The organism is Streptomyces sp. S.PB5, from assembly GCF_030403745.1.
Taxonomy (GTDB): Bacteria; Actinomycetota; Actinomycetes; order Streptomycetales; family Streptomycetaceae; genus Streptomyces.
The window spans coordinates 323,354-346,970 of sequence record NZ_JAQMWP010000005.1 but is presented as its reverse complement, the minus strand read 5'-3'; the positions used below and the strand labels follow the sequence as shown (position 1 = coordinate 346,970).

The following is a 23,617-nucleotide window of genomic DNA, read 5'->3' as shown; positions in this document are numbered from 1 at the left end:
GCACCGGCATCGGCGCTCAGTCGTCGAGGGCCTTCGCGTGCTGTTCCGTGTCCGCCACGTCGGCGAAGTAGTCGGAACGGCCTGACTGCCGTGCCTTGCGGGCGTCTTCGCAACCGCGCTCGAAAAGCCCGTCCGTGCCCAGGGCCTTGTCGACATGCCGGGCCGGATCGATCGGCATACGCCGCTCACCGCGCTCGATCTGGCTCAGGAACGGGATACCGCGGAAACTCCCCTCCGTCGGGGTCCCTGCGTGGGGGCACAACTCATCACCCCCCTCCCTGCGCACCGATCTGCCGGCCTTCGCGGGTGCTTACACACCCCCGGCGGGCCTGGTCGCGCTCGGCAACTGCAACACCGTGACGGCACGCAGGCTCGCGGCGGTCCTGCGGGGGAGCGGACGCGTGCTCCTGGGCCTCGGCCTTCTCGCCACGCCCGAGGCGGTGCCGGACCTGCGCCGTACCGTGCGCCGCCACCCGGCATGGCCTCCGCTTCGACCGACCTGAACCGGCCCCGGACATGCCTCGGCCGCGGCGGCTCCCCCTCCGCGCCGCCGCGGCCGATCCCCGTGTGGGAAAAGGTCTGATCAGACAGGCTCTTCCGTGACGTGCGTGTTGTCCGGCGTGGCCTCGCCGTCGTCGTCCGCGTCGGTGACGTGGGTGTTGAGCGGCTTGATCGGGCTGCTCGTCACGTGGGTGTTGAGCGGCTTGATCTCCTCGCTGCTCTCCACGTCGGTGACGTGCGTGTTGTCCGGCTTGACGATCGGGTCTTTCTCGCTGCTGCTCATGGTGCTGCCTCCCCTGGGGTGGATCCTTCTGGACTGAGGGCCCACCCGGTCACTCCCCCGTGGGTGCCCGGGTGGGCTGCTCGGGCCGCCCACCCTAAACCGCGAGTGCTGCGACCTCACCGGCGATCCGTCTGCCCCCCGACGCGACGGATCGACAAGAAGGAGACTGCCGGGCGGCGATAAACGAACGATGAACGCCGTCGGATGGCCTCCGACGGCAGCCACCGGTTGCCTCCGACGGCAGCCCCCGGTGACCTCAGGCGGTAGCCCCCGGTTGCCTCAGGCGGTAGCCCCCGGTGACCTCAGGCGGTAGCCCCGGGTTGCCTCAGGCGGCAGCCACCGGCGTCAGGAGCGAGCGCACCTCGGCTGCCTCCGGTGAGTCCAGCCGCTCGTAGATCTCCAGGGCTGCGCGCCAGCAGACCACCGCCCTGCCGGAGTGCCCGATACCGTTCAGCGCCCGGCCGAGGACCGTCAGGACATGCCCGCGGCGCCATTCGCCGCCGATGCCCCGCAGCACGGTGAGCGCCATTTCGGCGTTGCTCGCCGCCGGCGCCGGCTTGCGCGCGTCCAGCTGTACCTCGGCCAGCCGGCAGAGAGTCATCCCTTCCCACAGACGCTGACGGCTGTCACGGAAGACCCGGAGCGCCTCTTCGAGCTGCTCGGCGGCCTCGGTGTGCTGACCGGTCTTGCCGAGAGCCATCCCGAGGGCGTAGCGGCCGTTCGCGCCCCGCAGGGTGTGCCCCAGCTCCTGGTAGATGTCGGTGCCCTGGCGGGCGAGGACGACGGCCGTGTCCGCCCGGCCCGTCGCGAGGTGCAGGCGGGAGAGGTTGCACAGCGGGCTGGCGGAACCCGCCACGTCACCGCAGTCGCGGAACTTGTCGATCGCCTGGCTGAAGTACTGTTCGGCGTCCGCGTGGCGGTTCTTGTAGAACGCGATGCTTCCCAGGATGTTCGCCGCCCAGCTGGACGGCAGCGGGTCGTCGGTTGCCTCGGCGAGCTGGATGGCCTCCCGGGCCTCCGGGTACGCCTGGTCGAACAGGCCGGAGAAGAGCCGCGCGTTGCTCAGCACGACGGAGGCGCGTCCCTCGGCACGTACGTCCCCGGCGGCGCGTGCGGTGTCCCGCAGGGTCGTGGCGACCGCCTCGTACTCCTTGGAGTTGGCTCCCGACTCGGCCAGGTCGACGGAGGCCCACAGGAGATCGATCGCGCGTCGCAGCGCGCTTCCCTGGCCCGACTGCCGCACACAGGCGAGCAGCGGCGCGGCTTCGGCGTACAGCCAGTCCCGGGCGGCCTGGCGGTCGGAGAACGTCAGGCCCACGGCACCGGTCGGGTGGAGGTGATCCACCAACCGGTCCCCGGGCCGCTCGATCGCGTACCCCCCGGCAGCGGTGGCCAGATAGAAGTCCAGCAGCCGGGACAGCGCCGCCCCCCGCCCCTCCGGCGGCCACTCGTCCCGCTCCGCGCACGCACGCGCGTAGAGCCGTACGAGGTCGTGGAACCGGTACCGGCCGGGCGCCGCCGATTCCAGCAGGGACGTGTCCACCAGGGACTCCAGGACGTCCTCGGTGTCCTCCACGCCCAGGTCCAGCACCGCGGCCGCCGCGGCCAGCGAGATGTCCGGGCCGTCGGCCAGTCCCAGGAGCCGGAAGGCGCGGGCCTGGGCCGGCTCCAGCTGGCCGTAGCCCAGCTCGAAGGTGGCCTTCACCGCCAGGTCACCGGCCTGGAGCTCGTCCAGCCGCTTCCGCTCGTCCGCGAGCTTCGCCGCCAGGACGGAGACCGTCCAGGTGCGACGGGCCGCGAGCCTCGACGCCGCGATGCGGATCGCCAGCGGCAGGAAGCCGCACGCCGCGACCACGTCGAGCGCGGCCTCGCGCTCGGACGCCACCCGTTCCTCGCCGACGATCTTCGTGAACAGGGACAGCGCCTCGTCCGGGGACATCACGTCCAGGTCGACCAGGTGGGCGCCGGCCAGGTCCACCATGCGTACGCGGGACGTCACCAGCGCCGCGCAGCCCTCCGTGCCGGGCAGCAGCGGACGTACCTGGGCCGCGTCCCGGGCGTTGTCCAGCAGGACCAGGACCCGTCGGCCGTCCAGCACCGAGCGGTACAGTGCCGCGCGCTCCTCCAGGGAGTCCGGGATCGCCGAGTCGGCCGTGCCCAGCGCCCGCAGGAACGAGCCCAGTACCGTCTCCGGCTCGGCCGCGCGGGAACCCGCGCCCTGCAGGTCGGCGTACAACTGGCCGTCGGGGAAGGCGGAGCGGGCCTGGTGGGCCACGTGCACCGCCAGGGTTGTCTTCCCCACTCCGCCGATGCCCGCCAGCGCCGACACCGCCATCACGCGGCCCTCCGCCGACGCGAGCACCTCGCCCAGTTCGGCGACGAAGGCGGCGCGGCCCGTGAAGTCCGGGACGGTGGCGGGGAGCTGGGCCGGGCGGACGAGTACCGCGGCCGGTTCCGCGACCGGCGCCGACGGTTCCGCGAGGCCCGGGTCGGCCTGGAGGATGCGCTGCTGGAGCTCCCGCAGGCCCGGACGCGGGTCGACGCCGAGCTCGTCCGCCAGCAGCCGGCGCGTGTCGGCGTACACCGCGAGGGCCTCCGCCTGGCGGCCGCTGCGGTAGAGGGCGAGCATCAGCAGCTCGCGCAGCCGCTCCCGGAGGGGGTGTGCGGCTGTCAGGGCCGTCAGTTCGGAGACGGCCTCCGCGTGGCAGCCCTGTTCCAGGTCCATGTCCAGGTGGGATTCCTGGAGTTGGAGGCGCCATTCCTCCAGCCTGACCCGCTGCGAGGAGGCGTACGGGCCCGGCACTCCGGCCAGCGTCTCGCCGTCCCACAGGGCCAGCGCCCGGGCCAGGACCTCGCGGGCGTGGCACAGATCCCCGGCGCCCCGTGCCTTCTCCGCCTGGGCCGCCAGTACCTGTGCCGCCGCGAGGTCCAGCGCGTCCTCGTCGAGCCCGCGCACCGCGTAGCCGCCCGACTCGCTCACCAGGACACCGGAGTCAAGGATCTTCCGGAGCCGCGACGCATAGGTCCGCAGCGCCGCCAGGGCCTGGGAGGGCGGCTCGTCGCCCCACAGGGCGTCGATCAGTTCGGGCGCGGTGGCCGTGCGGCCCTCCCGCAGCAACAGGGCGGCCAGGACGGCCCGTTGCTGCGGGGAACCCATGGGCAACGGGTCCTCGCCGCGCCAGGCGCGCACAGGGCCGAGCACGCTGAAGCGCAGCGGTGGCGTGTGCTCCGGCGAGGAGCCGGGACGCCGCTGCGCAGGCACCCCCGGTACACGGTCCATCGCGTCCCCCTAAGAAACAGTGAGCAACCACGCCAGTTTGCCTTGTTCATGGCAGATGCGTCAGCTGTGGAGAGCCTGATCACAGGCAGGCGCGCGGGATATCACAATGCCCACACGTGCTCTTCGCACACTTCCGCGCACAAACCCCCACGATCGGTCTCCGCCGCCGTAGCTGACGGGTCGTCAGATCAGCGCTACCGTGAGCGCCATGGAGACCACCCCGACCACCGCGGCATTTCCGAAGATCATCTCCGTTGACGACCACACCGTGGAGCCGGCGCACGTCTGGCAGGACCGGCTGCCCAAGAAGCACCTGGACACCGGCCCCCGTGTGGTCCGCGCCCCGCTGAGGGAAATGACCTTCCTGGGCGGACGGTTCAAGCCCGTGATGGGCGCCCCCGGCGACGACGGCCCCGTCGGCGACTGGTGGGTCTACGAGGACCTGCACCGGCCCCTCACCCGTCTCGACACCGCCGTCGGATACGACCGCGACGAGATCAAGCTCGAAGTCATCACCTACGAACAGATGCGCGTCGGCTCCTACGACGTCCCCGCCCGTCTCGCCGACATGGACGTCAACCACGTCCAGTCCGCCCTCTGCTTCCCCACCTTCCCCCGCTTCTGCGGCCAGACCTTCACCGAGGCCGGGGACCGTGAGCTGGGTCTGCTGTGCGTCCAGGCCTACAACGACTGGATGGTGGAGGAGTGGTGCGGGCCCGAGGCCCACGGGCGCCTCATACCCCTCACCCTCATCCCCCTGTGGGACGCCTCCCTCGCCGCGGCCGAAGTGCGCCGCAACGCCGCCCGCGGAGTCCGGGCCGTCGCCTTCTCCGAGATACCCCCGCACCTCGGCCTCCCCTCCGTCCACACCGACGACTGGGACCCCTTCCTCGCCGCCTGCGACGAGACCGGCACCGTCATCGCCATGCACATCGGCTCCTCCAGCCGGATGCCCTCCACCTCCGCCGACGCCCCGCCCGCCGTCGGCTCCACCATCACCTTCGCCAACTGCTGCTTCTCGATGGTGGACTGGCTGATGAGCGGCAAGTTCGAGCGCTTCCCGAACCTCAAGGTCATGTACGCGGAAGGCCAGATCGGCTGGATCCCATACATCCTCGAACGCGCCGACGTCGTCTGGGAGGAGAACCGCGGCTGGGGCGGGGTCGCCGACAAGGTCCACCGGCCGCCGTCCGAGATCTTCGCCGACCACGTCTACGGCTGCTTCTTCGACGACGCCTTCGGACTGCGGAACCTCGACGCGATCGGTCTGAAGAACGTCCTGTACGAGACGGACTACCCGCACTCCGACTCCACCTGGCCCAAGTCCCGCGAGGTCGGGGAGGCTCAGATGGGGCATCTGGAGCCTGCCGTCGTCGAGCGGATCGTCCGCGGCAACGCCATCGAACTGCTCGGCCTCACCCCCGACGGCCTGTGGAGCGGCGCGTGAAGCACACACAGCGCCTGGAGTACGGCATCCAGCTCCCCGTCCAGTCCCAGAGCACCATCTACGCCGAACCCTGGGAGGCCGACGCGGGCCCGGGGGACCTCGTCGCCGTGGCCCGGGCCGCGGAGAGCGCCGGGTTCGCGTACGTCGCCTGCTGCGACCACGTCGCCATCCCGCGTCGGCTCGCCCCCGCGATGAGCACCATCTGGTACGACCCCGTCGCCACCCTCGCCTACCTGGCCGCCGCGACCGAGCGCATACGACTGCTCAGCCATGTCGCGGTGGTCGGCCTGCGCCACCCCCTCCTCACCGCCAAGCAGTACGCCACCCTCGATCACCTCAGCGGCGGCCGGCTGATCCTCGGGGTCGGCGCGGGCCATGTGCAGGAGGAGTTCGAGGCGCTGGGGTTCGACTTCCGGCAGCGCGGGGCCCTGCTCGACGAGTGCGTCGACGCGCTCCACGCGGCCCTCGGCCCCGACGAGTTCCCCGAACACCACGGCAAGCTCTACGACTTCGAGGGCCTCGGCCAGCGCCCCCGCCCCGCCCAGCCGCACGTCCCCCTCTGGGTCGGCGGCTCCTCGCCCGCCGCGGTCCGCCGCGCCGCGCTGAAGGGCGACGGCTGGCTGCCGCAGGGCGACCCACGGGACCGGCTGCCCGCGCAGATCGCCCGCATCCACGAACTGCGCCAGGACAGGCAGGGCCCCTTCACCGTCGGCGCCATCGCCGAACCCCTCTACCTCGGACGGCCCGCCTGGGACGTCGGCCGCCGCACCCTCACCGGCGGCCCCGATCAGCTCGCCGAGTCCCTGCGGGCGTACGGCGAGATGGGCGTCCACCAGATCCAGGTCCGCTTCCGCAGCCGCGGCACGACCGAACTCACCGACCAGATCACGGCGTTCGGGGCCGAGGTCGCGCCCCACCTCTGACCGACAGGAGTCACCGCATGGGCAAGCTCGACGGCCGTGTCGTCATCGTCACCGGCGCGGCACGCGGACAGGGGGAGCAGGAGGCCCGGCTGTTCAGAGCGGAGGGGGCCGAGGTCGTGGTCGCCGACGTGCTCGACGACCAGGGGGAGGCCCTGGCCAAGGAGATCGGAGCGTCGTACGTCCATCTCGATGTGAGCGACCAGGAGCAGTGGCGGGCGGCCGTCACGGCCGCCAAGGACGCGTACGGCCATGTCGACGGGCTCGTCAACAACGCCGGCATCCTGCGCTTCAACACTCTGCTCGACACGTCCCTCGACGAGTTCATGCAGGTCGTCCAGGTCAACCAGGTCGGTTGCTTCCTCGGTATCAAGACCGTCGCGCCCGAGATGAGCGACGGCGGGACGATCGTCAACACCGCCTCCTACACGGCGGTGACCGGGATGGCGGCGGTCGGGTCGTACGCCGCCAGCAAGCACGCCATCCTCGGGCTCACCCGGGTCGCCGCGCTGGAGCTGGCGCGGCGGAGGATCCGGGTGAACGCGGTCTGTCCCGGGGCCATCGACACCGCGATGTCCAACCCCGCCCTGCTGGACCCGGGCCAGGACGCCGAGGAGACCTCGCGGGCCATCGGCAAGCTCTACCGCAAGCTCGTGCCGCTGGGGCGGATCGGGCAGCCGGAGGAGGTCGCGCGGCTCGCGCTCTTCCTGACCTCGGACGACTCCTCGTACATCACCGGACAGCCCTTCGTGATCGACGGGGGCTGGCTCGCGGGCGTCAGTGTCGTCTGATGACCCGTCAGGTATTGACCCTCTCAGCGGGCGGTGCCACAGTCATCGAAACTGACGGTGCGTCAGAAAACTTCGGAACCGGGGACGGTGAACCGCCTTGGAATTCGGGCTCTTTGTACAGGGATACGTCGGCAAGCGCGCCGAGACCGATCCGCTCGCGGAGCACAAGGCGCTGATGGAGGAGACCGAGTACGTCATCCAGGCGGACAAGTCCGGGTTCAAGTACGCGTGGGCCTCGGAGCACCACTTCCTGGAGGAGTACTCGCACCTCTCCGCCAACGACGTCTTCCTCGGCTACCTCGCGCACGCGACGGAACGGATTCACCTGGGGTCCGGGATCTTCAACCCGCTCGCCCAGGTCAACCACCCCGTCAAGGTCGCCGAGAAGGTCGCCATGCTCGACCATCTCACCGGCAACCGCTTCGAGTTCGGCAGCGGGCGCGGGGCCGGCTCGCACGAGATCCTCGGGTTCATCCCCGGGGTGACCGACATGAACTACACCAAGGAGATCTGGGAAGAGACCATCGTCGAGTTCCCCAAGATGTGGCTCCAGGACGAGTACGTCGGCTTCCAGGGCAAGCACTGGCAGCTGCCGCCGCGGAAGGTCCTGCCGAAGCCGTACGGGAAGTCGCACCCCGCGATGTGGTACGCCGCCGGGTCGCCGCCGTCGTACGCCATGGCCGCCCGGAAGGGGCTCGGGGTGCTGGGGTTCAGCATCCAGAAGGTGTCCGACATGGAGTGGGTGCTGGAGCAGTACAAGACGGCGATCGTCAACGCGGAGCCGGTCGGGGACTTCGTCAACGACAACGTGATGGTGACGACGACGGCGATCTGTGCGCCGACGCACGCGGAGGCGATCGAGATCGCCGTCAACGGGGGGCTGCACTATCTGCCCTCGCTGGTGTTCCGGTACCACGACACGTTTCCGCGGCCTGAAGGGTTTCCCGAGTGGCCGGAGACGTTGCCGGAGTACACGCCGGAGTTCGTGGAGCTGCTGATCGAGGAGGAGTTGCTGATCTGCGGGGATCCGGACGAGGTGGCTCGGCAGTGCAAGCGGTGGGAGCAGGCGGGGGCGGATCAGCTGAGCTTCGGGTTGCCGGTGGGGGTGCCGAAGGAGGAGACGTTGCAGACGATCCGGCTGATCGGGGAGCACGTGATTCCGAAGATCGACACGGATCCTGTGCATCGGACGACCCGTTTCCGGCAGTCTGCGTAAGGGGGTTCAGCGAGCATGCTCGACCACCTCATCAAGGGGGCGACCGTCGTCGACGGAACGGGCGCCCCCGCCCGCACCGCCGATGTCGGCATCCGTGACGGTCGTATCGCCGCCATCGGCCGCGTCACCGAGGAATCCCGCACCACCGAGGACGCCACCGGGCTCATCCTCGCCCCCGGCTTCGTCGACCCCCACACCCACTACGACGCCCAGCTCTTCTGGGACCCCTACGCCACCCCCTCCCTCAACCACGGTGTCACCACCGTCGCCGCCGGGAACTGCGGGTTCACCCTCGCGCCGCTCAATCCCGACCGCCCGGCCGACGCCGACTACACCCGCCGCATGATGTCCAAGGTCGAGGGCATGTCGCTGGTCGCGCTGGAGGAGGGCGCGCCCTGGAGCTGGAACTCCTTCGGGGAGTATCTGGACGCCCTCGAAGGTCGGATCGCGGTCAACGCCGGTTTCATGGTGGGGCATTGTGCGCTGCGGCGGTATGTCATGGGGGCGGAGGCCGTCGGGGGGCAGCCCACGCAGGACCAACTCGACGCCATGCTCCGGCTCTTCCACGAGGCCATGGACGCCGGCGCCTGGGGCTTCTCCACCACCCAGTCGTCCACGCACTCCGACGGGGACGGGCAGCCCGTCGCGTCCCGGCATGCGCGGCCCGCTGAACTCATCGCTCTCGCCAAGGCTGTTGGGGAGCATGAGGGGACGCAGATCGAGGCGATCGTCGCCGGGTGTCTCGATCAGTTCAGTGACGACGAGATCGAGTTGTTCGTCGAGATGAGCGCGGTTGCCGGGCGGCCGCTCAACTGGAACGTGCTCACCGTCGACGCCTCGGTGCCCGAGCGGGTGCCCCGGCAGCTGTTCGCGAGTGAGCAGGCGCGGAAGGCGGGCGGGCGGATCGTCGCGCTCACCATGCCGATCCTCACGCCCATGAACATGTCCCTGGGGACCTTCTGCGCGCTCAATCTCATCCCCGGGTGGGGGCCGATCCTCGGGCTGCCCGTCCCGGAGCGGATCGCCAGGCTGCGGGATCCGGACGTGCGGGCCGAGATGCTGCGGCGTGCCGACTCCAAGGAGGCCGGCGTCTTCCGGCGGCTCGCGAACTTCGGGCGGTACGTCATCGGGGACACCTACAGCGAGGCGAACCGCGGGCTGAGCGGACGGGTCGTGCGGGACGTCGCCGAGGAGCGGGGACAGGACCCGTTCCACTGCCTGGTCGAGATCTGCGCGGCCGACGACCTCCGTACCGTCCTGTGGCCCATGCCCACCGACAACGACCCCGCGTCCTGGGCGCTGCGGGCCGAGACCTGGCAGCACGAGGACGTCATGCTCGGCGGGTCGGACGCGGGGGCGCATCTGGACCGGATGTGCGGGGCGCCGTACACCACCAGGTTCATCGGGGACTGTCTGCGCGGGCGGAAGCTTGCGACCCTGGAGCAGGCCGTGAGGATGCTGACCGACGACCCGGCTCGGCTCTTCGGGCTCAAGGAACGCGGGCGGATCCAGGAGGGGTTCCATGCGGATCTCGTGCTCTTCGACCCGGAGCGGATCGACGCGGGTACGGCCACCCTGGTGCACGACCTGCCGGGTGACAGTCCACGCCTGGACTCCAAGGCGATCGGGATACGGGCCGTGTGGGTCAACGGGGTCGAGGCGATCCGGGACGACGTGGTGAGCGGGGCCGTGCCGGGCAGGGTGCTGCGCTCGGGGCGGGACACCCGGACGGTGGCGACGAAGTGACCCGGGAACGGAAACAGCCGCTGTTCGTCGGCGGTGCGTGGGTCGAGCCGGAGGGCGGGCACTACGAGGTCGTCGACCCGGCGACCGAGCGACTCGTCGGGTGGGCGCCGGAGGCCTCGCGGGATCAGGTGTACGCGGCCTGTGCCGCGGCCCGTGAGGCCTTCGGGACCTGGTCGCGCACCGCGCCCGAGGAGCGGGCGGCGATCCTGGCGCGGGCCGCCGAACTCATCCGGTCGCGGTTCGTGGAGTACGCCGAGCTCGCCCAGGCCGAGACCGGGGCGACGACCGGGACCGCGCGGGCCATGCAGGTCGGGGTCGCCGCGGCCCGTTTCCAGCGGTACGCGCGCGTGGAGCCCGCCGAGTGGGCGATCCCGCCGCAGATCAACGAGGCCGGGCCGATGGGGAAGGCGGGGGTGATGGGGGCCCTTGCCGTACGGCAGCCCGTCGGGGTCGTCACCTGCATCACCTCGTACAACAACCCCTGGGCCAATCCGTCCGGCAAGATCGCGCCCGCCCTCGCGATGGGCAACACGGTCGTCGTGAAGCCCGCCCCGCAGGACCCGCTGTCCGTCTTCCGGATGGCGGAGGCGCTGGAGGCGGCCGGGGTGCCCCGAGGGGTGGTCAACGTGGTCTCCGGGCGGTCCGTCGAGGTCGGCGAGGCCGCCGTCGACTCCCCGGACGTCGACATGGTCTCCTTCACCGGCTCCACCGCCGTCGGGCAGCGCATCGGCGAGGTGTGCGGGCGCGGGATGAAGCGGCAGCTGATGGAGCTGGGCGGGAAGGGGGCGGCGGTCGTCTTCGAGGACGCCGACATCGCCTCCGCCGTCTCCGGCATCGGGACCACGTTCTCCTTCTACAGCGGACAGATCTGCACCGCGCCGACCCGGGTGCTCGTGCAGCGCGGGGTGTACCAGCAACTCGTGGACGGGCTGGCCGCGTACGCCGGATATCTGAAGGTCGGCGATCCGCGGGAGGCGGACACCGTCGTCGGGCCGGTGATCTCGGCCGAGCACCGGGAGCGCGTGGAGTCGTACGTCGAACTCGGGCGCAAGGAGGGGGCCGTGGTGGTCGCGGGCGGCGAGCGGCCGTCGTACGACCGCGGCTTCTACGTCGCCCCGACGCTCCTCGCGGACTGCACGAGCGGGATGCGGGTGGTCCGGGAGGAGATCTTCGGGCCGGTGGTGTCCGTCGTCCCCTTCGACGACGAGGAGGAGGGCATCGCGCTCGCCAACGACTCCGACTACGGCCTCATCGACTACGTCTGGTCCGGGGACGTGGCCCGTGCCTTCCGGGTGGCGCGGCGGCTGCGGGCCGGCGGGGTCGGGGTGAACACGGTCGGGCGGAACATGGAGGCGCCGTTCGGGGGGTTCAAGAAGAGCGGGGTCGGGCGCGACGTCGGGTCGTACGCGCTGCACGCCTACAGCGAGGTGCAGTCGATCGTGTGGCCGGGGTGAGCGCCCGGTCCCGCGGGCCGGGGCCGGAGCGGTCGGGGGACGGGCCGCCCAGGCCCCGGGGATCGCGGGAGGCGGGGCAGACGTCGGTGTGACGGGCGCGGTACCAGTCCGCCTGGTCCCGCAGGGTCCGTTCCAACGGACGGAACTCAACCCCCAGTTCGCGTTCCGCGCGGGCGGACGTCACCCGGCGGCGGTCGCCTTCCAGCAGGGCCCGTACACCGTCCCGCGTCGCGGTGGGCGTACCGCCCCGCAGTCTGCCCCCGGCCTCCAGCAGGGCGGCCATGAGCAGCGCGAGCCGGGCGGGGACCTCACGCGGTGGCGTGACCCCAGGGCACCCCGTCTCGGTCCTCCAGACCGAGTACTCGCTGGCCGGCCGGGGCGTCGAGGACAAGATCCTGCCCACCTGCCGGGAGCTCGGCATCGGGTTCGTCGCCCGGGGGCCGCTCAGCCGCGGTCTGCTCGGCGGCCAGATCCTCGCCGACGAGGACCTGGCGACCGACGACCTGCGCCGCTTCCTGCCCCGCTTCGAGCCGGCCGACCTCGCGGTCAACGGCGCGATCGTGGCCCGGCTCGGCGAGGTCGCCCTGGAGAAGGGCTGCAGCACCGCCCAGCTGGCCCTGGCCTGGCTGGTCGCCCAGGGCGTCGTTCCCATCCCCGGCAGCCAGACCCGCCGCGACTTCGAGGAGAACGCGGCGGCCCTGCACGTCGACCTCACCCCCGCCGACCTGGCCCGTATCGAGGCGTTCGCACCGCCGGGGGCCTTCGCGGGGGAGCGGTTCCGGGCGGGGCTGATGCACCTGGTGGAGGACGAGTGACCCACCCCGCCCCCATCCCGCCCCCCCCAACCGCCCCCCCGACCGGCCCCTTCACGACCCCGGAGGCACCCACGAGCCCCACCTCGTCCGCCCCCGTCGCCTCCGTCGCCCCCGTCGCCCCCGTCGCCCTCGTCACCGGAGCGTCCGGCGGCCTCGGCACCGAGACGATCAAGAAGCTGTCGGACGCCGGCTGGCGGGTGATCGCCGCCGTCCACACCCCCGACGTGTTCGGCAAACTGCCCGTCGGCCTCGCCTCGGTCGTCCCCGTCGTCCTGGACGTCACCGACCCCGACTCGATCCACGCGACCGCCGCCCCGTCGCCCCCGTCCTCGCCGGCCACGGCCTCGACGCCTTCGTCAACAACGCCGGCGTCATCGTGCAGGGCCCCCTGGAACTCGTACCCCCGCACGCGCTGCGCCGCCAGTTCGAGATCAACGTCCTCGGCCAGGCCGCCGTCATCCAGACCTTCCTGCCCGCACTCCGCCAGGCCGGCGGCCGCGTCGTCAACGTCGGTGCGGTGACCGCCCGTACGGCCGTGCCGTTCTTCGGCCCGGTCGCCGCGCCGCCGACGACGGCTGGACCGGCGAGGCCGAGGCCCGGCAGAGCTACGTGAAGGCGCCCGGCCAGGCCCAGGCGGCCGCGGCGAAACAGAGGGCCACGCCGGACGAGAAGGCGGCCCGGACGCTGACGAAGGCGACACGCCCCGCCCCCCGCTACCTGATCGGCCAGGACGCCCGAGCCCTGTCCTTCCTACGACTCCTCCCCGCCCCCTCCGAGCCCGTACGCTCCACCTGACGCCGGTAAGCCTGGGTGATTGGCAGATCTGTTCCATTGCTCGGGCGTAAAAGCGCAGGTGAGTGGGGGGCTGCTCTGGAACAGATCTGCCAATCAACGCCACCCCCCACCCACCCACGCGTCACCTCTGAAGGGGATCGCCAGGTTTGAGCGTGTGGCTCGGCTGGCCACGGTGCGGCCACGTCTCATCCTGTTTCTGGCGCTGCTCTTCGCCGCGGGCGCCGTCGTCCTCGGTGGCGGTGTGGCCGACCGGCTCCAGGGCGGCGGCACCACCGGCCCCGCCGCCGAGGCCCGGTGGCTGACCGACCGACTGGCCGCCGAGCACGGCGTACAGGGAGTCGCCTCCTACTGGCAGGGCCAGTCGCCCGCGCTCCGCAGCGAGGACGGCCGCTACGGCCTCGTCGTCGCCCGGGTCACCGGAACCGAGACCGAGGCCGACGACACCCTCAAGGCCCTCGCCCCCGTTACCGCGGCAGCCACGGCCCGGTGGACGTCTCCGTCGGCGGCGCCGCCCAGATCCGCGCCGAGGTCCAGGACACCAGCCGGGAGGACCTGGCGCGCGCCGAGGTCAACGCGCTGCCGCTGACGTTGCTGATCCTGGTCCTGGTCCTGGTCCTGGTCCTGGTGTTCCGCAGCGCCGTCGCCGCCCTGCTGCCCGTGATCATCGGCCTGATCGCGATCGTGGGCACCAACGCGAGCCTGCGCGTCATCACCGGCTTCACCGACGTCTCCGTCTTCGCCCTCAACCTGACCACCGCGCTGGGCCTCGGACTCGCCGTCGACCACGGCCTGTTCATCGTCCGCCGCTACCGCGAGGAACTCCACGGCGGCGCCCCGCCCGCGGCCGCCGTCCGCACCACGCTCGCCACCGCGGGCCGCACGGTCGCCTTCTCGGCGCTCACCGTCGCCGTCGCGTTCTCGGCGATGCTCCTGTTCCCGATGTACTACCTGCGGTCCTTCGCGTACGCGGGCATCTCGGTGGTCCTCGTCGCCGCCGCGGCGGCGTTCCTCGTCCTGCCCGCCCTGCTGTTGGTCCTGGGCAGGCGGATCGACGCGCTGGACCTGACACGCCTGTTCCGTCGTGCGTCCCGGGGCCCGGCACCGGACGCCTCGGGCCGGCGCTGGCGGCGGATCGGGGAAGCCGTCGTCAAGTGCCCGGTCGTCTTCGCCGTCACCGCGGTCGCCTTCCTCGTCGCCCTCGGCGCCCCCTTCCTCGGCGTGACCTTCGGCAACATCGACGACCGGCAGCTGCCCAAGGACGCCGAGGCGCACCAGGTCCACCAGGTGATCCGCGAGGGCTTCACCTCCCGCCCGAACGGCGAGCTCGACGTGGTCGCGCAGGGCGTCGACGGCGCGCGGCGCGGCGCGGACGTCGCCGCGGACGCGACGACACTCTCCCGCCTGGACGGCGTCGTACGGGTCAACTCCTCGGCGGGAACGTACGCGGAGGGCCGCCTGGTGCAGCCGGCGGGCCCGGCCCACACCCGTTACACCACGACAGGCGCCACCTATCTCGCCGTGGAACCGTCCCTGGAGGACGTCTCCCCGGAGAGCCAGGACCTGGTCCGGGACATCCGCGCCGCGAAGTCCCCGTTCCCCGTCCTGATGTTCTGCGTCGCCTTCGGACTCTCCATGTCGACGTACGAGGCGCTGCCGCCGTCGTACGCGCGGGTGCACGAGCGGTTCAGGACGCCGGGCCGGGCGACGGTGGTGGCGGGCGTGGCCACGGGCGTCTTCTACACGGTGATGACGCTGGTCAGCGAGCACGTCCTCGTCGACACGATCTACGCCCTCGGCCTCATGATCTGCTTCTACTACGCGCTGACGGCGTTCGCGTGCGCGTGGTTCTTCAGGGGGGTGCTGGCCCGGTCGGTCCGGGACGCACCGTTCAGACGCACCGTTCAAGGGAGTGTTCCCGGTGGCGGGCGGCCTGCTGCTGGGCGCCGCGCTGATGCTGGCGATGCAGCGGCGCAGTCCGGGTTCTTCCGGGGAGAGGTGCTGACGACGGGGACGCCGGCGCTGGTCGTTCAGGACTGAAACCCGTCTGTCGTCTCGCGGCGGACCGGTGCACAGTTGCCGGATGGAGACCATGGTGCAGGTCGAGGACGGCGAGATCTGGGCGGACGACACCGGCGGGGACGGGGTTCCGGTGGTGCTGCTGCACCCCGGGATCGCGGACTCGCGGTGCTGGGAGCCGGTGCTGGCGGAGGTCGCCGCACGGCATCGGGTGATCCGGTACGACGCCCGCGGATTCGGCAAGTCACCGGACCCGACGGCCTCGTACTCGCCCGCCGAGGACCTGCGCCAGGTGCTCGACCACTTCGAGGTCGGGCGGGCGGTGCTGGTCGGGACGAGCATGGGTGGGGCGACCGCGGTCAGCGGTGCGCTGAACCAGCCGTCCCGGGTGGCCGCGCTGGTGCTGCTGGTGCCGGGGATCACCGGTTTCCCGGACCTGGAGGAACCCGAACTGACGGCCAGGATCGCCGAGTTGGCCACCGCGGGCGACATGGACGGACTGCTCGCGTTGGCGCTGGAGACCTGGGCGGCCGCCGGCACACCCCCCGACACCCGGGCCGCCGAGTGGCTCCGGGCGGCGATCCCGGCCTGGTTCACCACCTACGGCCACCAGCGCCAGGACCCGCCCGCCTTTCCCCGCCTCGGCGAACTGCGGATGCCCTGCACACTCCTCCTGGGCGAGAAGGACCTCCCGAAAACCGTCCACTGCAACGAGGCGATGGCCGCCGCCATCCCGGACTGCCACCTCGTACGCCTCCCGGACTGCGACCACCTGCCGACGTTGCGGGCGCCGGAGACGGTACGGGAGCTGGTGCTCGCGGCGGCGGGGCGGGCGGACGCGACGGCTACGTCCGGCTGAAGCCGGAGCTTCGCTCCACCTTCGCCACGTGCAGTGTGTAGCTCTGGTACCACTCGGCGCGCCCGCGCTTCTGTGCCGCGCGGTGCTCGGCGTCGGTACGCCACTCGCTGAGGGCATCGGCGTCGCGGAAGCAGCTGACCGTGATGCCGAGCCCGGCCGCGCCGCGACCCGCGGTCTGCCGTTCGACCGCGTGCTGGGCGATCCGTGGCGTGAAGCCCGCCGCGACGCAGAGACCGGTGATCTGGTCGTAGAGCGGTGGACCTACGGCGTTGGACTGCCAGGGGGTGCGCGGACGGCAGGACTGCTACGAACCGCTCGGGAAGGAGCTCTCGGCCCGCCGGAGTGAGGGCGGTGCGTCCTGGCTCGCGGCTGAAGAGCTCGTGGCCGGCCTTGTCCTCCAGGCGCCGGATCTGCGGCTCAGCGGCGGCTCGGCGATACCGCCGCATCCGCCTCAAGGGCGTCGCCTTCCGCAGAACGGCTCCCGACACGACCCGCACACGCGTGGCCGTGGCCCGGCGCAGGAACGAGGCGAATCCCCTGGTGGGGTGCCTCCTGTCCGCCCTCGGTGAAGACCGGCGGGGCATGCCCTAATCGTCCAGATCCACCCGCACCGTCAGCAGCGCGGCCCCCATCACCCGCACCCCGCGCTGTTCAGCCGAGGCAGCCCTCGCAGCCGGGCGACCGGGTCGTCGTCGGGCAGTAGATGCGCGGTACCGCTGTGCCAACGTCCCCGCAGCCGCACCCTGACACGCGGATCAGCCTTGATGTTCCGGACGTACTGCGACCGCTCCCCGAACTCCGACACCAGCCAGAAGGAGTCCCCGACCCGACGGCCCCCGACGGGGGTGCGGCGGGGGAGGCCGGAGGTGCGGCCGGTGGTCTCCAGGAGGGTGTGGGTCGGCAGGCGCCGCATGACCTTGTTCAGGTGACGCTGGAAGGCGGACACCGCACGGTACTTGCGCTCGTTGTGACGGGGCATGGGTACAGGGTCTCCTGAAGTGTCCGGCGGCAGTGGCGCGGGGCACCGGACCCACCGGTACCTCTGCCGCACGGACACGCGAGATTCAGACGCCCAGGAAGATCGGATTGGTGAACGCCGCCAGCGCCCCCGGCAGCGGTCCCGCCGCCGTCTCGTGCCTCAGCTCGGCCCGGACGTACGCCGCGTACGCGGGAGTCGTCCGCCACTCCACCACCCCCGACCCCGCCACCGGCAAGGGCGCGCTCGTGAACAGCACCCCTTGGTCGGTCACGAACCTGACCGTGCAGCGCGGCGCCCCCGACACCTCCAGTCGTACCGTCACCGGCGTGTCCGCGTCCGCCGTCTCCAACCGGCCGCCGATACCGGCGTGTTCACCCTTCCCGCCCGTCGCCGTGAAACTCAGCGACACGTTCTTCGACTCGGCGACATACGACCGCCCCGCCCGGATCCCCTCCTGGATCGCCTCGCGGGTCAGGTCGTCGGCGAGGACGACGGTCTGCGGCAGGCCCACCACGTCGGGGTCGCGGTGCGCGTCGCTGTTGCCCATGGCCGGGATCCAGTCGCGCCCCTCTCCCCGGCCCTCCCTCACGGACGCCACCAGCATGCCGTCCCAGTCGGCGAGTGCCACCTCGTCGTCGGGGGTGTACGGCCCGTTCCACACCTCCACCGCGTCCGCCTCGCCGAAGCCGAACTTCCAGTTGCAGCCGATGCAGGTGGCGTGCGGATGGGCGGGTACGACCAGGCCGCCGGCCCTGCGGATACGGCGGGCGAACCGGCCGAAGCGGTTGTCGCGGGCCCGGTAGCGCCAGTCGACGAACGTGCCGGGGTCGGTGCCGAGCGCGACGACATGGCCGTTGCGGGTGGTGACCTCCTCGCCGAGCATCACCAGCAGGTCGTCGCCCGCCACGTCGGCCCAATGGGCGTGCGCCGCATGGGTGTTGTGCTCCGAGGTGTTGATGAAGTCCAGGCCCGCCGCCCGCGCGAGGGCCGCGATCTCCGCCGGGGTGCGGCGCCCGTCCGAGTACCAGGAGTGGAGGTGGCAGTCGCCCCGGTACCAGGCCCGGCCCCGGCCCTTCGCACGGGAGGGCGGGTATGTGGGCTCGACAGCGGCGCCCTGATCGCCGTACGTCAGCGTGACCGTGATCTCGTACGACAGCCCCTGTGGTGCGACCGTGTACGGGCCGAGCGCGATGTTCCAGGTGCCCTCGCGCACCGGGCCGGGGATGTACCCAGGTGTCGCGTCGTCGGCGCGGATGAAGAACTCGGTGCGCGCCCCGCCCGACCAGCCGCGGAATCCCTTGCCGCCCAGTTCGGTGCCGCGCTCGTCGAAGATGCCGATGTCGAGGGCGTTGCCGGCCGTGCCCGCCGGGACGGACGGGCGGTCGTAGGTGTAGGAAACCCTGATCTCCCGTACGCCGTCCGGGACTTCGAGCGGCACGTACACGAAGTCGGGGGACCCGGTGGGTAGCGTGCCCCGGATCGTCTTCGTCTCCTGGTCGCCGTCGGCTGCCTCGGCTGATGAAGCGAAGGTCACGCTTCCCAACGTAAGTGCGGCGGCGGCTCCCGTCACGACGAGTGTGCGTCTTCCGATGTGGTGCTCGTCCTCACACATGCGCCCCACTGTCGGGGACGCCGGTGAACTCCCGTGGAAGAAAAGGGAATCAGAGGCAGACCCGCACAGTGCCGACCAGTCGGTATGGACATATCGGACCCGGCGCGGTAGAGATGCGGTCATGCGTATCTCCGCCACGATCTTCCTCACCGACGAGACGATCACCCCCACCCGGCTCGCCCGCGAGCTGGAGCAGCGGGGCTTCGCCGGCCTCTACCTGCCCGAGCACACCCACATCCCGGTCGAACGGGTCACGCCGTACCCCGCGGGCATCGATCTCCCGCCCGAGTACGGCCGTACCCTCGATCCCTTCGTCGCGCTCGGCCAGGCGGCCGCGGTGACCGGGGAACTCGTCCTCGGCACCGGCATCACCCTGGTCGCCCAGCACGATCCGATCGATCTCGCCAAGCAGATCGCGACCCTCGACCACCTCTCCGGCGGCCGCTTCACCCTCGGCCTCGGCTTCGGCTGGAACGTCGAAGAGGCCGACGACCATGGTGTCGACTGGCGTACGCGGCGGGAGCTGGTGCGGGACCGGATGGCGTTGATGCGGGCGCTGTGGGCGGACGAACCGACCGCCTACGAGGGCGAGTTCGGGCGCGTCCGGGCCTCGCACGCGTTCCCCAAGCCCGTACAGAAGCCGCGCGGCCCGGTGAACGGCCCGCGCACGCTCATCGGCGGAGCCGCCGGACCCAAGCTGTTCGCCCACATCTGCGAGTACGCCGACGGGTGGCTGCCGATCGGCGGGCGCGGCCTGACGGAGACGCTGCCGGTGCTGCGCGCGGCGTGGGCGGACGCGGGGCGCGACCCGGACGCCCTCCAGGTCGTGCCGTACGCCGTCTTCCCCAGCCCCGGCAAGCTCGCGCACTACGCCGAGCTGGGCATCGAGGAGGTAGTGGTGCAGCTGCCGCCGGCGGGGGAGGCGGAGGTGCTGGGGGTGCTGGACGCCTATGGCTCTTACACGGTGTAACGGTCGGCGGTCGGGGACGAATCGGGCGGTGCCTGTCTGCCCTGATCAGCTCGCTCGTATGCTCGAAGGATGACGACTTCCGCGACCTCCGGAAACGGCCCCACCGAGCCCGTCCGCGGCACCGGCCCGACCGAGAACTCCATGCGTCGCGCCCTCAAACGCGCCCGTGACGGCGTGGCCCTCGACGTCGGCGAAGCCGCGGTCCTCCTCCAGGCCCGCGGCGAGGCCCTCGCCGATCTCACCGCGTCCGCCGCCCGGGTGCGCGACGCGGGCCTCGCGGCGGCGGGCCGCCCCGGTGTCATCACGTACTCGAAGAGCGTCTTCATCCCCCTGACCCGGCTGTGCCGTGACAAGTGCCACTACTGCACCTTTGTCACCGTCCCCGGCAAGCTGCGCCGCGCCGGCCACGGAATGTTCATGTCCCCGGACGAGGTGCTGGACGTCGCCCGCAAGGGCGCGGCCCTCGGCTGCAAGGAAGCCCTGATCACCCTCGGCGACAAGCCCGAGGACCGCTGGCCGGAGGCGCGCGAGTGGCTCGACGCGCACGGCTACGACGACACGATCGCCTACGTCCGCGCCATCTCCATCCGCATCCTGGAGGAGACGGGCCTGCTGCCCCACCTCAACCCCGGCGTGATGTCCTGGACGGACTTCCAGCGCCTGAAGCCGGTCGCCCCGTCGATGGGCATGATGCTGGAGACGACGGCCGAGCGGCTGTGGTCCGAGCCCGGCGGCCCCCACTACGGCTCCCCGGACAAGGAACCGGCCGTGCGGCTGCGCGTGCTGGAGGACGCGGGCAGGTCGTCCGTGCCCTTCACGTCCGGCCTTCTGATCGGGATCGGCGAGACGTACGAGGAGCGGGCGGAGTCGCTGTTCGCGCTCCGGCGCGTCTCCCGCTCGTACCACGGCATCCAGGAACTGATCATCCAGAACTTCCGCGCCAAGCCGGACACCGCGATGCGCGGCATGCCGGACGCGGAACTCGACGAACTGGTCGCCACGGTGGCGGTCGCCCGGCACATCATGGGCCCCTCGGCCTGCCTCCAGGCCCCGCCGAACCTGGTCGACGCGGAGTACGAGCGGCTCATCGACGCCGGCATCGACGACTGGGGCGGTGTCTCCCCGCTGACCATCGACCACGTGAACCCCGAACGCCCCTGGCCGCAGATCGAGGAACTGGCGGCTCGCTCGGAAGCGGTCGGCTTCTCGCTGCGGGAACGGCTGTGCGTGTACCCGGAGTTCGTGCGGCGGGGCGAGCCGTGGCTGGACCCGCGGCTGCTGCCGCACGTACGGGCGCTGGCGGACCCGGAGACGGGGCTGGCCCGGGAGGACGCGGTCGTGGAGGGCCACCCCTGGCAGGAGCCGGAGGAGGTCTTCGTCCCGTCCGGCCGTACCGACCTGCACGCCTCCATCGACACCGAGGGCCGTACGACCGACCGCCGCGACGACTTCGACGAGGTGTACGGCGACTGGGGCGCCCTGCGGGAGGCGGCGGCGCCCGGGATGGTGCCGGAGCGCATAGACACGGATGTGCGGGACGCCCTGCGGGTGGCGGCCGACGACCCCACACGGCTCACGGACGCCGAGGCACTCGCGCTGCTGCACGCGGACGGCCCGGCGCTGGACGCGTTGTGTTCCGTGGCCGACGACGTTCGCAAGTCGGCGGTCGGCGACGACGTGACGTACATCGTCACGCGGAACATCAACTTCACCAACGTCTGCTACACGGGCTGCCGTTTCTGTGCGTTCGCGCAGCGCCGGACGGACGCGGACGCGTACACGCTGTCGCTGGAGCAGGTGGCCGACCGTGCCCAGCAGGCGTGGGACGTGGGCGCGGTGGAGGTCTGCATGCAGGGCGGCATCCACCCGGACCTGCCGGGGACGGCGTACTTCGACATCGCGAGGGCGGTGAAGGAGCGGGTGCCGGGGATGCACGTGCACGCGTTCTCCCCGATGGAGGTCGTGAACGGCGCGACGCGCACCGGGATGTCGATCCGCGAGTGGCTGACGGCCGCGAAGGAGGCGGGCCTGGACTCCATCCCCGGCACCGCCGCCGAGATCCTCGACGACGAGGTCCGCTGGGTCCTGACCAAGGGCAAGCTGCCCACGGCGACGTGGATCGAGGTCATCACCACGGCGCACGAGGTGGGCATCCCGTCGACCTCGACGATGATGTACGGGCACGTGGACCAGCCGAGGCACTGGCTGGGGCACCTGAGGACGCTGGCTGGGATCCAGCAACGGACGGGCGGGATCACGGAGTTCGTGACGCTCCCCTTCATCCACACGAACGCGCCGGTGTACCTGGCGGGGATCGCTAGGCCGGGCCCGTCGATGCGGGACAACCGGGCGGTGACCGCGATGGCCCGCCTGCTCCTCCACCCGCACATCCCCAACATCCAGACCAGCTGGGTGAAGCTGGGCACGGAGGGCGCGGCGGAGATGCTGAGGTCGGGTGCGAACGACCTTGGCGGCACGCTGATGGAGGAGACGATCTCGCGGATGGCGGGCTCGTCGTACGGCTCCTACAAGTCGGTGAAGGACCTGATCGCGGTGGCGGAGGCGGCGGGCCGCCCCGCGAAGCCCCGCACGACGCTGTACGGCGAGGTCCCGGAGGAGCGGCAGAAGGCGGCGGCGGTGTCGGACGGGCATCTGCCGGAGCTGTTGCCGGTGCTGGACTGAGGGCTGGACTGAGGGAAGGGGGAGGGCCGCCTGGAAGTACGATGATCGGACCCCTGTTTGTCCGGAGGGGTCGGAGCTGAGGAGATGCGTGCCGTGCCTGCCCCGAAGGTCTGGGTGACCGGTCTGACGGTGGGGGCGATCGCCGTGGTCGCCGCCCTGGCTGTCCAGGCCGACAAGGGCCCGAAGCCCGAGGCCACGGCCGCCGCCAACCCGAGCGCGTCGGCATCGGCGCGGCCCTCGGCGTCGCCCTCGAAGCCCACGGCCACCGCCGTGCCGGACGACTCCGGCACCGGTCGCCGTATCGTCTACTCCCTCGGCCAGAAGCGGGTCTGGCTGGTCGGCGCGAGCGACGCCGCCCAGCGCACCTTCGCGGTCTGGCCGGGCACGGTGAGCCCGGACCCCGGCAGCTACAAGGTCGACGTCCGCCGCGACGCCACGACCGGCTCCGACGGCGTCCAGATCGAGCACATCATCTACTTCGCCAGCAAGGCGGGCCTGTCCATCGCCTTCTCCAACGCGGTGGACGGCTCCTCGCCGCCCGCGGTCGCGTCGGGGACGCAGACCAGCGGCATCCGGACGGGGAAGGCGGACGGCTCGGCGCTGTGGACGTTCGGGGAGACGGGAACGCAGGTCGTGGTGGTGAAGTAGTCCCGCCGACGGGGCAGTCTCCGTACGGTGACCGGATGGACAGTTCCGTCGTCTTCAACATCGCGACCACCGCCATCGCCGTAGTGGCCGTGGTCACCTCCATCGTGTTCAGCGCCCGGCAGGCCCGCATCGCCAAACACGCCAACCACATATCGGTGATGAGCGCCCTGCTCTCGGAGTTCCGCTCCGTCGAGTTCCACGAGCAGCACGACTACGTGTGCGAGCGCCTCGGAGTGGAGCAGGACCCGGACGGGGGTGTGCGCGGACTGCCCGCCGACGCCAAGGCGGCCTTCTACAGCGTCGTGTACTACTACCAGTCCTTCGCCAACCTGGCCGTCTTCGGCCTCCTCGACGAAACCCTCCTCGCCACGGTCCTGCGCACCCGCATCGTGTCCGTGTGGCAGGCGGTGCGGCCCTTCGTGGAACGTGAACGGGAACTGCGGGGCGAGGCCGGCGGCGGCAACTACATGTCGATCTTCGAGGAACTGGCCCGTCTGGCCGCCCAGTTGCCCCCGGAACACGTCCGGGAGCGGATGACGGAAAGCCGCCGCAGACGGTCGGTGTTCGGCCTGATGAGCTGAGACGGGGTGCCTGGAGGGCACG

20 protein-coding genes and 2 pseudogenes are annotated in these 23,617 nt (G+C 71.6%); 16 read left to right on the top strand and 6 right to left on the bottom strand.

Features of this window, described 5'->3' with window-relative positions; all coding sequences use genetic code 11:
* Nucleotides 1–16: 16 nt before the first annotated feature.
* From PH203_RS15500 to PH203_RS15490, 3 genes are all read right to left on the bottom strand, one after another.
* Nucleotides 17–178: a hypothetical protein gene (locus tag PH203_RS15500; protein WP_354671249.1), complete on the bottom strand. Its 162-nt coding sequence runs from the start codon at nt 176–178 to the stop codon at nt 17–19.
* Nucleotides 179–583: 405 nt separating this feature from the next.
* Nucleotides 584–784, bottom strand: a complete 201-nt coding sequence (locus PH203_RS15495) for a hypothetical protein (protein ID WP_289920522.1) — start codon at nt 782–784, stop codon at nt 584–586.
* A gap of 325 nt (nt 785–1,109) precedes the next feature.
* Nucleotides 1,110–4,064 (bottom strand): AfsR/SARP family transcriptional regulator, encoded by a 2,955-nt coding sequence (locus PH203_RS15490; protein WP_289920521.1) that lies wholly within the window; start codon nt 4,062–4,064, stop codon nt 1,110–1,112.
* 208 nt (nt 4,065–4,272) lie between these two features.
* On the opposite strand from PH203_RS15490, the gene PH203_RS15485 reads away from it, so the two are divergent.
* The 12 genes from PH203_RS15485 to PH203_RS15430 all read left to right on the top strand — a co-directional run bounded on the left by PH203_RS15485 (nt 4,273) and on the right by PH203_RS15430 (nt 16,123).
* A complete protein-coding gene (locus PH203_RS15485) occupies nt 4,273–5,511 on the top strand; it encodes an amidohydrolase family protein (protein ID WP_354671246.1) in 1,239 nt (412 codons plus the stop codon).
* A 14-nt stretch (nt 5,512–5,525) separates the two neighbouring features.
* A complete protein-coding gene (locus PH203_RS15480) occupies nt 5,526–6,434 on the top strand; it encodes a TIGR03619 family F420-dependent LLM class oxidoreductase (protein ID WP_289920726.1) in 909 nt (302 codons plus the stop codon).
* Nucleotides 6,435–6,451: 17 nt separating this feature from the next.
* Nucleotides 6,452–7,222 carry an SDR family NAD(P)-dependent oxidoreductase gene (locus PH203_RS15475; protein ID WP_289920519.1) on the top strand — a complete coding sequence of 257 codons (771 nt, stop codon included), beginning with the start codon at nt 6,452–6,454 and terminating at the stop codon, nt 7,220–7,222.
* A 97-nt stretch (nt 7,223–7,319) separates the two neighbouring features.
* Nucleotides 7,320–8,438, top strand: coding sequence for an LLM class flavin-dependent oxidoreductase (locus tag PH203_RS15470; RefSeq protein WP_289920517.1), 1,119 nt, complete (start codon nt 7,320–7,322; stop codon nt 8,436–8,438).
* Between the two features lie 15 nt (nt 8,439–8,453).
* Nucleotides 8,454–10,184 carry a D-aminoacylase gene (locus PH203_RS15465; RefSeq protein WP_289920516.1) on the top strand — a complete coding sequence of 577 codons (1,731 nt, stop codon included), beginning with the start codon at nt 8,454–8,456 and terminating at the stop codon, nt 10,182–10,184.
* The gene (locus PH203_RS15460) at nt 10,181–11,638 is read left to right on the top strand and encodes an aldehyde dehydrogenase family protein (RefSeq protein ID WP_289920515.1); all 1,458 of its coding nucleotides are present in this window, start codon (nt 10,181–10,183) and stop codon (nt 11,636–11,638) included. Before PH203_RS15465 ends, PH203_RS15460 begins: the two co-directional genes overlap by 4 nt.
* Before the next feature lie 281 nt (nt 11,639–11,919).
* The gene (locus PH203_RS15455) at nt 11,920–12,453 is read left to right on the top strand and encodes an aldo/keto reductase (protein WP_289920514.1); all 534 of its coding nucleotides are present in this window, start codon (nt 11,920–11,922) and stop codon (nt 12,451–12,453) included.
* Nucleotides 12,454–12,643: 190 nt separating this feature from the next.
* Nucleotides 12,644–13,066: an SDR family NAD(P)-dependent oxidoreductase gene (locus PH203_RS15450; protein ID WP_289920725.1), complete on the top strand. Its 423-nt coding sequence runs from the start codon at nt 12,644–12,646 to the stop codon at nt 13,064–13,066.
* A complete protein-coding gene (locus tag PH203_RS15445; RefSeq protein WP_289920513.1) occupies nt 13,063–13,248 on the top strand; it encodes a hypothetical protein in 186 nt (61 codons plus the stop codon). The genes PH203_RS15450 and PH203_RS15445 overlap by 4 nt, the downstream gene beginning before the upstream one ends.
* Nucleotides 13,249–13,402: 154 nt before the next feature.
* Entirely contained in the window at nt 13,403–13,834 is a 432-nt protein-coding gene (locus tag PH203_RS15440) for a hypothetical protein (RefSeq protein ID WP_289920512.1), read from the top strand.
* Entirely contained in the window at nt 13,735–15,285 is a 1,551-nt protein-coding gene (locus PH203_RS15435; RefSeq protein WP_289920511.1) for an MMPL family transporter, read from the top strand. Before PH203_RS15440 ends, PH203_RS15435 begins: the two co-directional genes overlap by 100 nt.
* Nucleotides 15,286–15,328: 43 nt before the next feature.
* A complete protein-coding gene (locus PH203_RS15430) occupies nt 15,329–16,123 on the top strand; it encodes an alpha/beta hydrolase (protein ID WP_289920510.1) in 795 nt (264 codons plus the stop codon).
* On the opposite strand, the pseudogene PH203_RS15425 reads toward PH203_RS15430, so the two are convergent.
* The 3 genes and pseudogenes from PH203_RS15425 to PH203_RS15415 all read right to left on the bottom strand — a co-directional run.
* Nucleotides 16,110–16,277: pseudogene (locus PH203_RS15425) on the bottom strand (antibiotic biosynthesis monooxygenase); the annotation flags it as partial. The gene PH203_RS15430 and the pseudogene PH203_RS15425 overlap by 14 nt on opposite strands.
* Nucleotides 16,278–16,710: 433 nt before the next feature.
* Nucleotides 16,711–17,102 (bottom strand): annotated as a pseudogene (locus PH203_RS15420) (nitroreductase/quinone reductase family protein).
* 85 nt (nt 17,103–17,187) lie between these two features.
* Nucleotides 17,188–18,714 (bottom strand): CehA/McbA family metallohydrolase, encoded by a 1,527-nt coding sequence (locus PH203_RS15415; protein ID WP_289920509.1) that lies wholly within the window; start codon nt 18,712–18,714, stop codon nt 17,188–17,190.
* 121 nt (nt 18,715–18,835) lie between these two features.
* Between PH203_RS15415 and PH203_RS15410 the strand changes: the two genes are divergently transcribed.
* The 4 genes from PH203_RS15410 (at nt 18,836) to PH203_RS15395 (ending at nt 23,595) form a co-directional block, all read left to right on the top strand.
* Nucleotides 18,836–19,684: an LLM class F420-dependent oxidoreductase gene (locus PH203_RS15410; RefSeq protein WP_289920508.1), complete on the top strand. Its 849-nt coding sequence runs from the start codon at nt 18,836–18,838 to the stop codon at nt 19,682–19,684.
* Between the two features lie 69 nt (nt 19,685–19,753).
* Nucleotides 19,754–22,366, top strand: coding sequence for a bifunctional FO biosynthesis protein CofGH (locus PH203_RS15405; protein WP_289920507.1), 2,613 nt, complete (start codon nt 19,754–19,756; stop codon nt 22,364–22,366).
* Between the two features lie 84 nt (nt 22,367–22,450).
* Nucleotides 22,451–23,014, top strand: coding sequence for a hypothetical protein (locus PH203_RS15400; RefSeq protein WP_289920506.1), 564 nt, complete (start codon nt 22,451–22,453; stop codon nt 23,012–23,014).
* Nucleotides 23,015–23,049: 35 nt separating this feature from the next.
* Nucleotides 23,050–23,595, top strand: a complete 546-nt coding sequence (locus PH203_RS15395) for a hypothetical protein (RefSeq protein ID WP_289920505.1) — start codon at nt 23,050–23,052, stop codon at nt 23,593–23,595.
* Nucleotides 23,596–23,617: the final 22 nt, after the last annotated feature.

Coding starts and splice junctions, on each gene's coding strand:
- PH203_RS15465 (WP_289920516.1), top strand. CDS start 8,454: ATGCTCGACCACCTCATCAAGGGGGCGACCGTCGTCGACGGAACGGGC.
- PH203_RS15500 (WP_354671249.1), bottom strand. CDS start 178: ATGCCGATCGATCCGGCCCGGCATGTCGACAAGGCCCTGGGCACGGAC.
- PH203_RS15490 (WP_289920521.1), bottom strand. CDS start 4,064: ATGGACCGTGTACCGGGGGTGCCTGCGCAGCGGCGTCCCGGCTCCTCG.
- PH203_RS15415 (WP_289920509.1), bottom strand. CDS start 18,714: ATGTGTGAGGACGAGCACCACATCGGAAGACGCACACTCGTCGTGACG.
- PH203_RS15405 (WP_289920507.1), top strand. CDS start 19,754: ATGACGACTTCCGCGACCTCCGGAAACGGCCCCACCGAGCCCGTCCGC.
- PH203_RS15400 (WP_289920506.1), top strand. CDS start 22,451: ATGCGTGCCGTGCCTGCCCCGAAGGTCTGGGTGACCGGTCTGACGGTG.
- PH203_RS15495 (WP_289920522.1), bottom strand. CDS start 784: ATGAGCAGCAGCGAGAAAGACCCGATCGTCAAGCCGGACAACACGCAC.
- PH203_RS15475 (WP_289920519.1), top strand. CDS start 6,452: ATGGGCAAGCTCGACGGCCGTGTCGTCATCGTCACCGGCGCGGCACGC.
- PH203_RS15485 (WP_354671246.1), top strand. CDS start 4,273: ATGGAGACCACCCCGACCACCGCGGCATTTCCGAAGATCATCTCCGTT.
- PH203_RS15410 (WP_289920508.1), top strand. CDS start 18,836: ATGCGTATCTCCGCCACGATCTTCCTCACCGACGAGACGATCACCCCC.
- PH203_RS15430 (WP_289920510.1), top strand. CDS start 15,329: ATGGAGACCATGGTGCAGGTCGAGGACGGCGAGATCTGGGCGGACGAC.
- PH203_RS15395 (WP_289920505.1), top strand. CDS start 23,050: ATGGACAGTTCCGTCGTCTTCAACATCGCGACCACCGCCATCGCCGTA.
- PH203_RS15455 (WP_289920514.1), top strand. CDS start 11,920: ATGAGCAGCGCGAGCCGGGCGGGGACCTCACGCGGTGGCGTGACCCCA.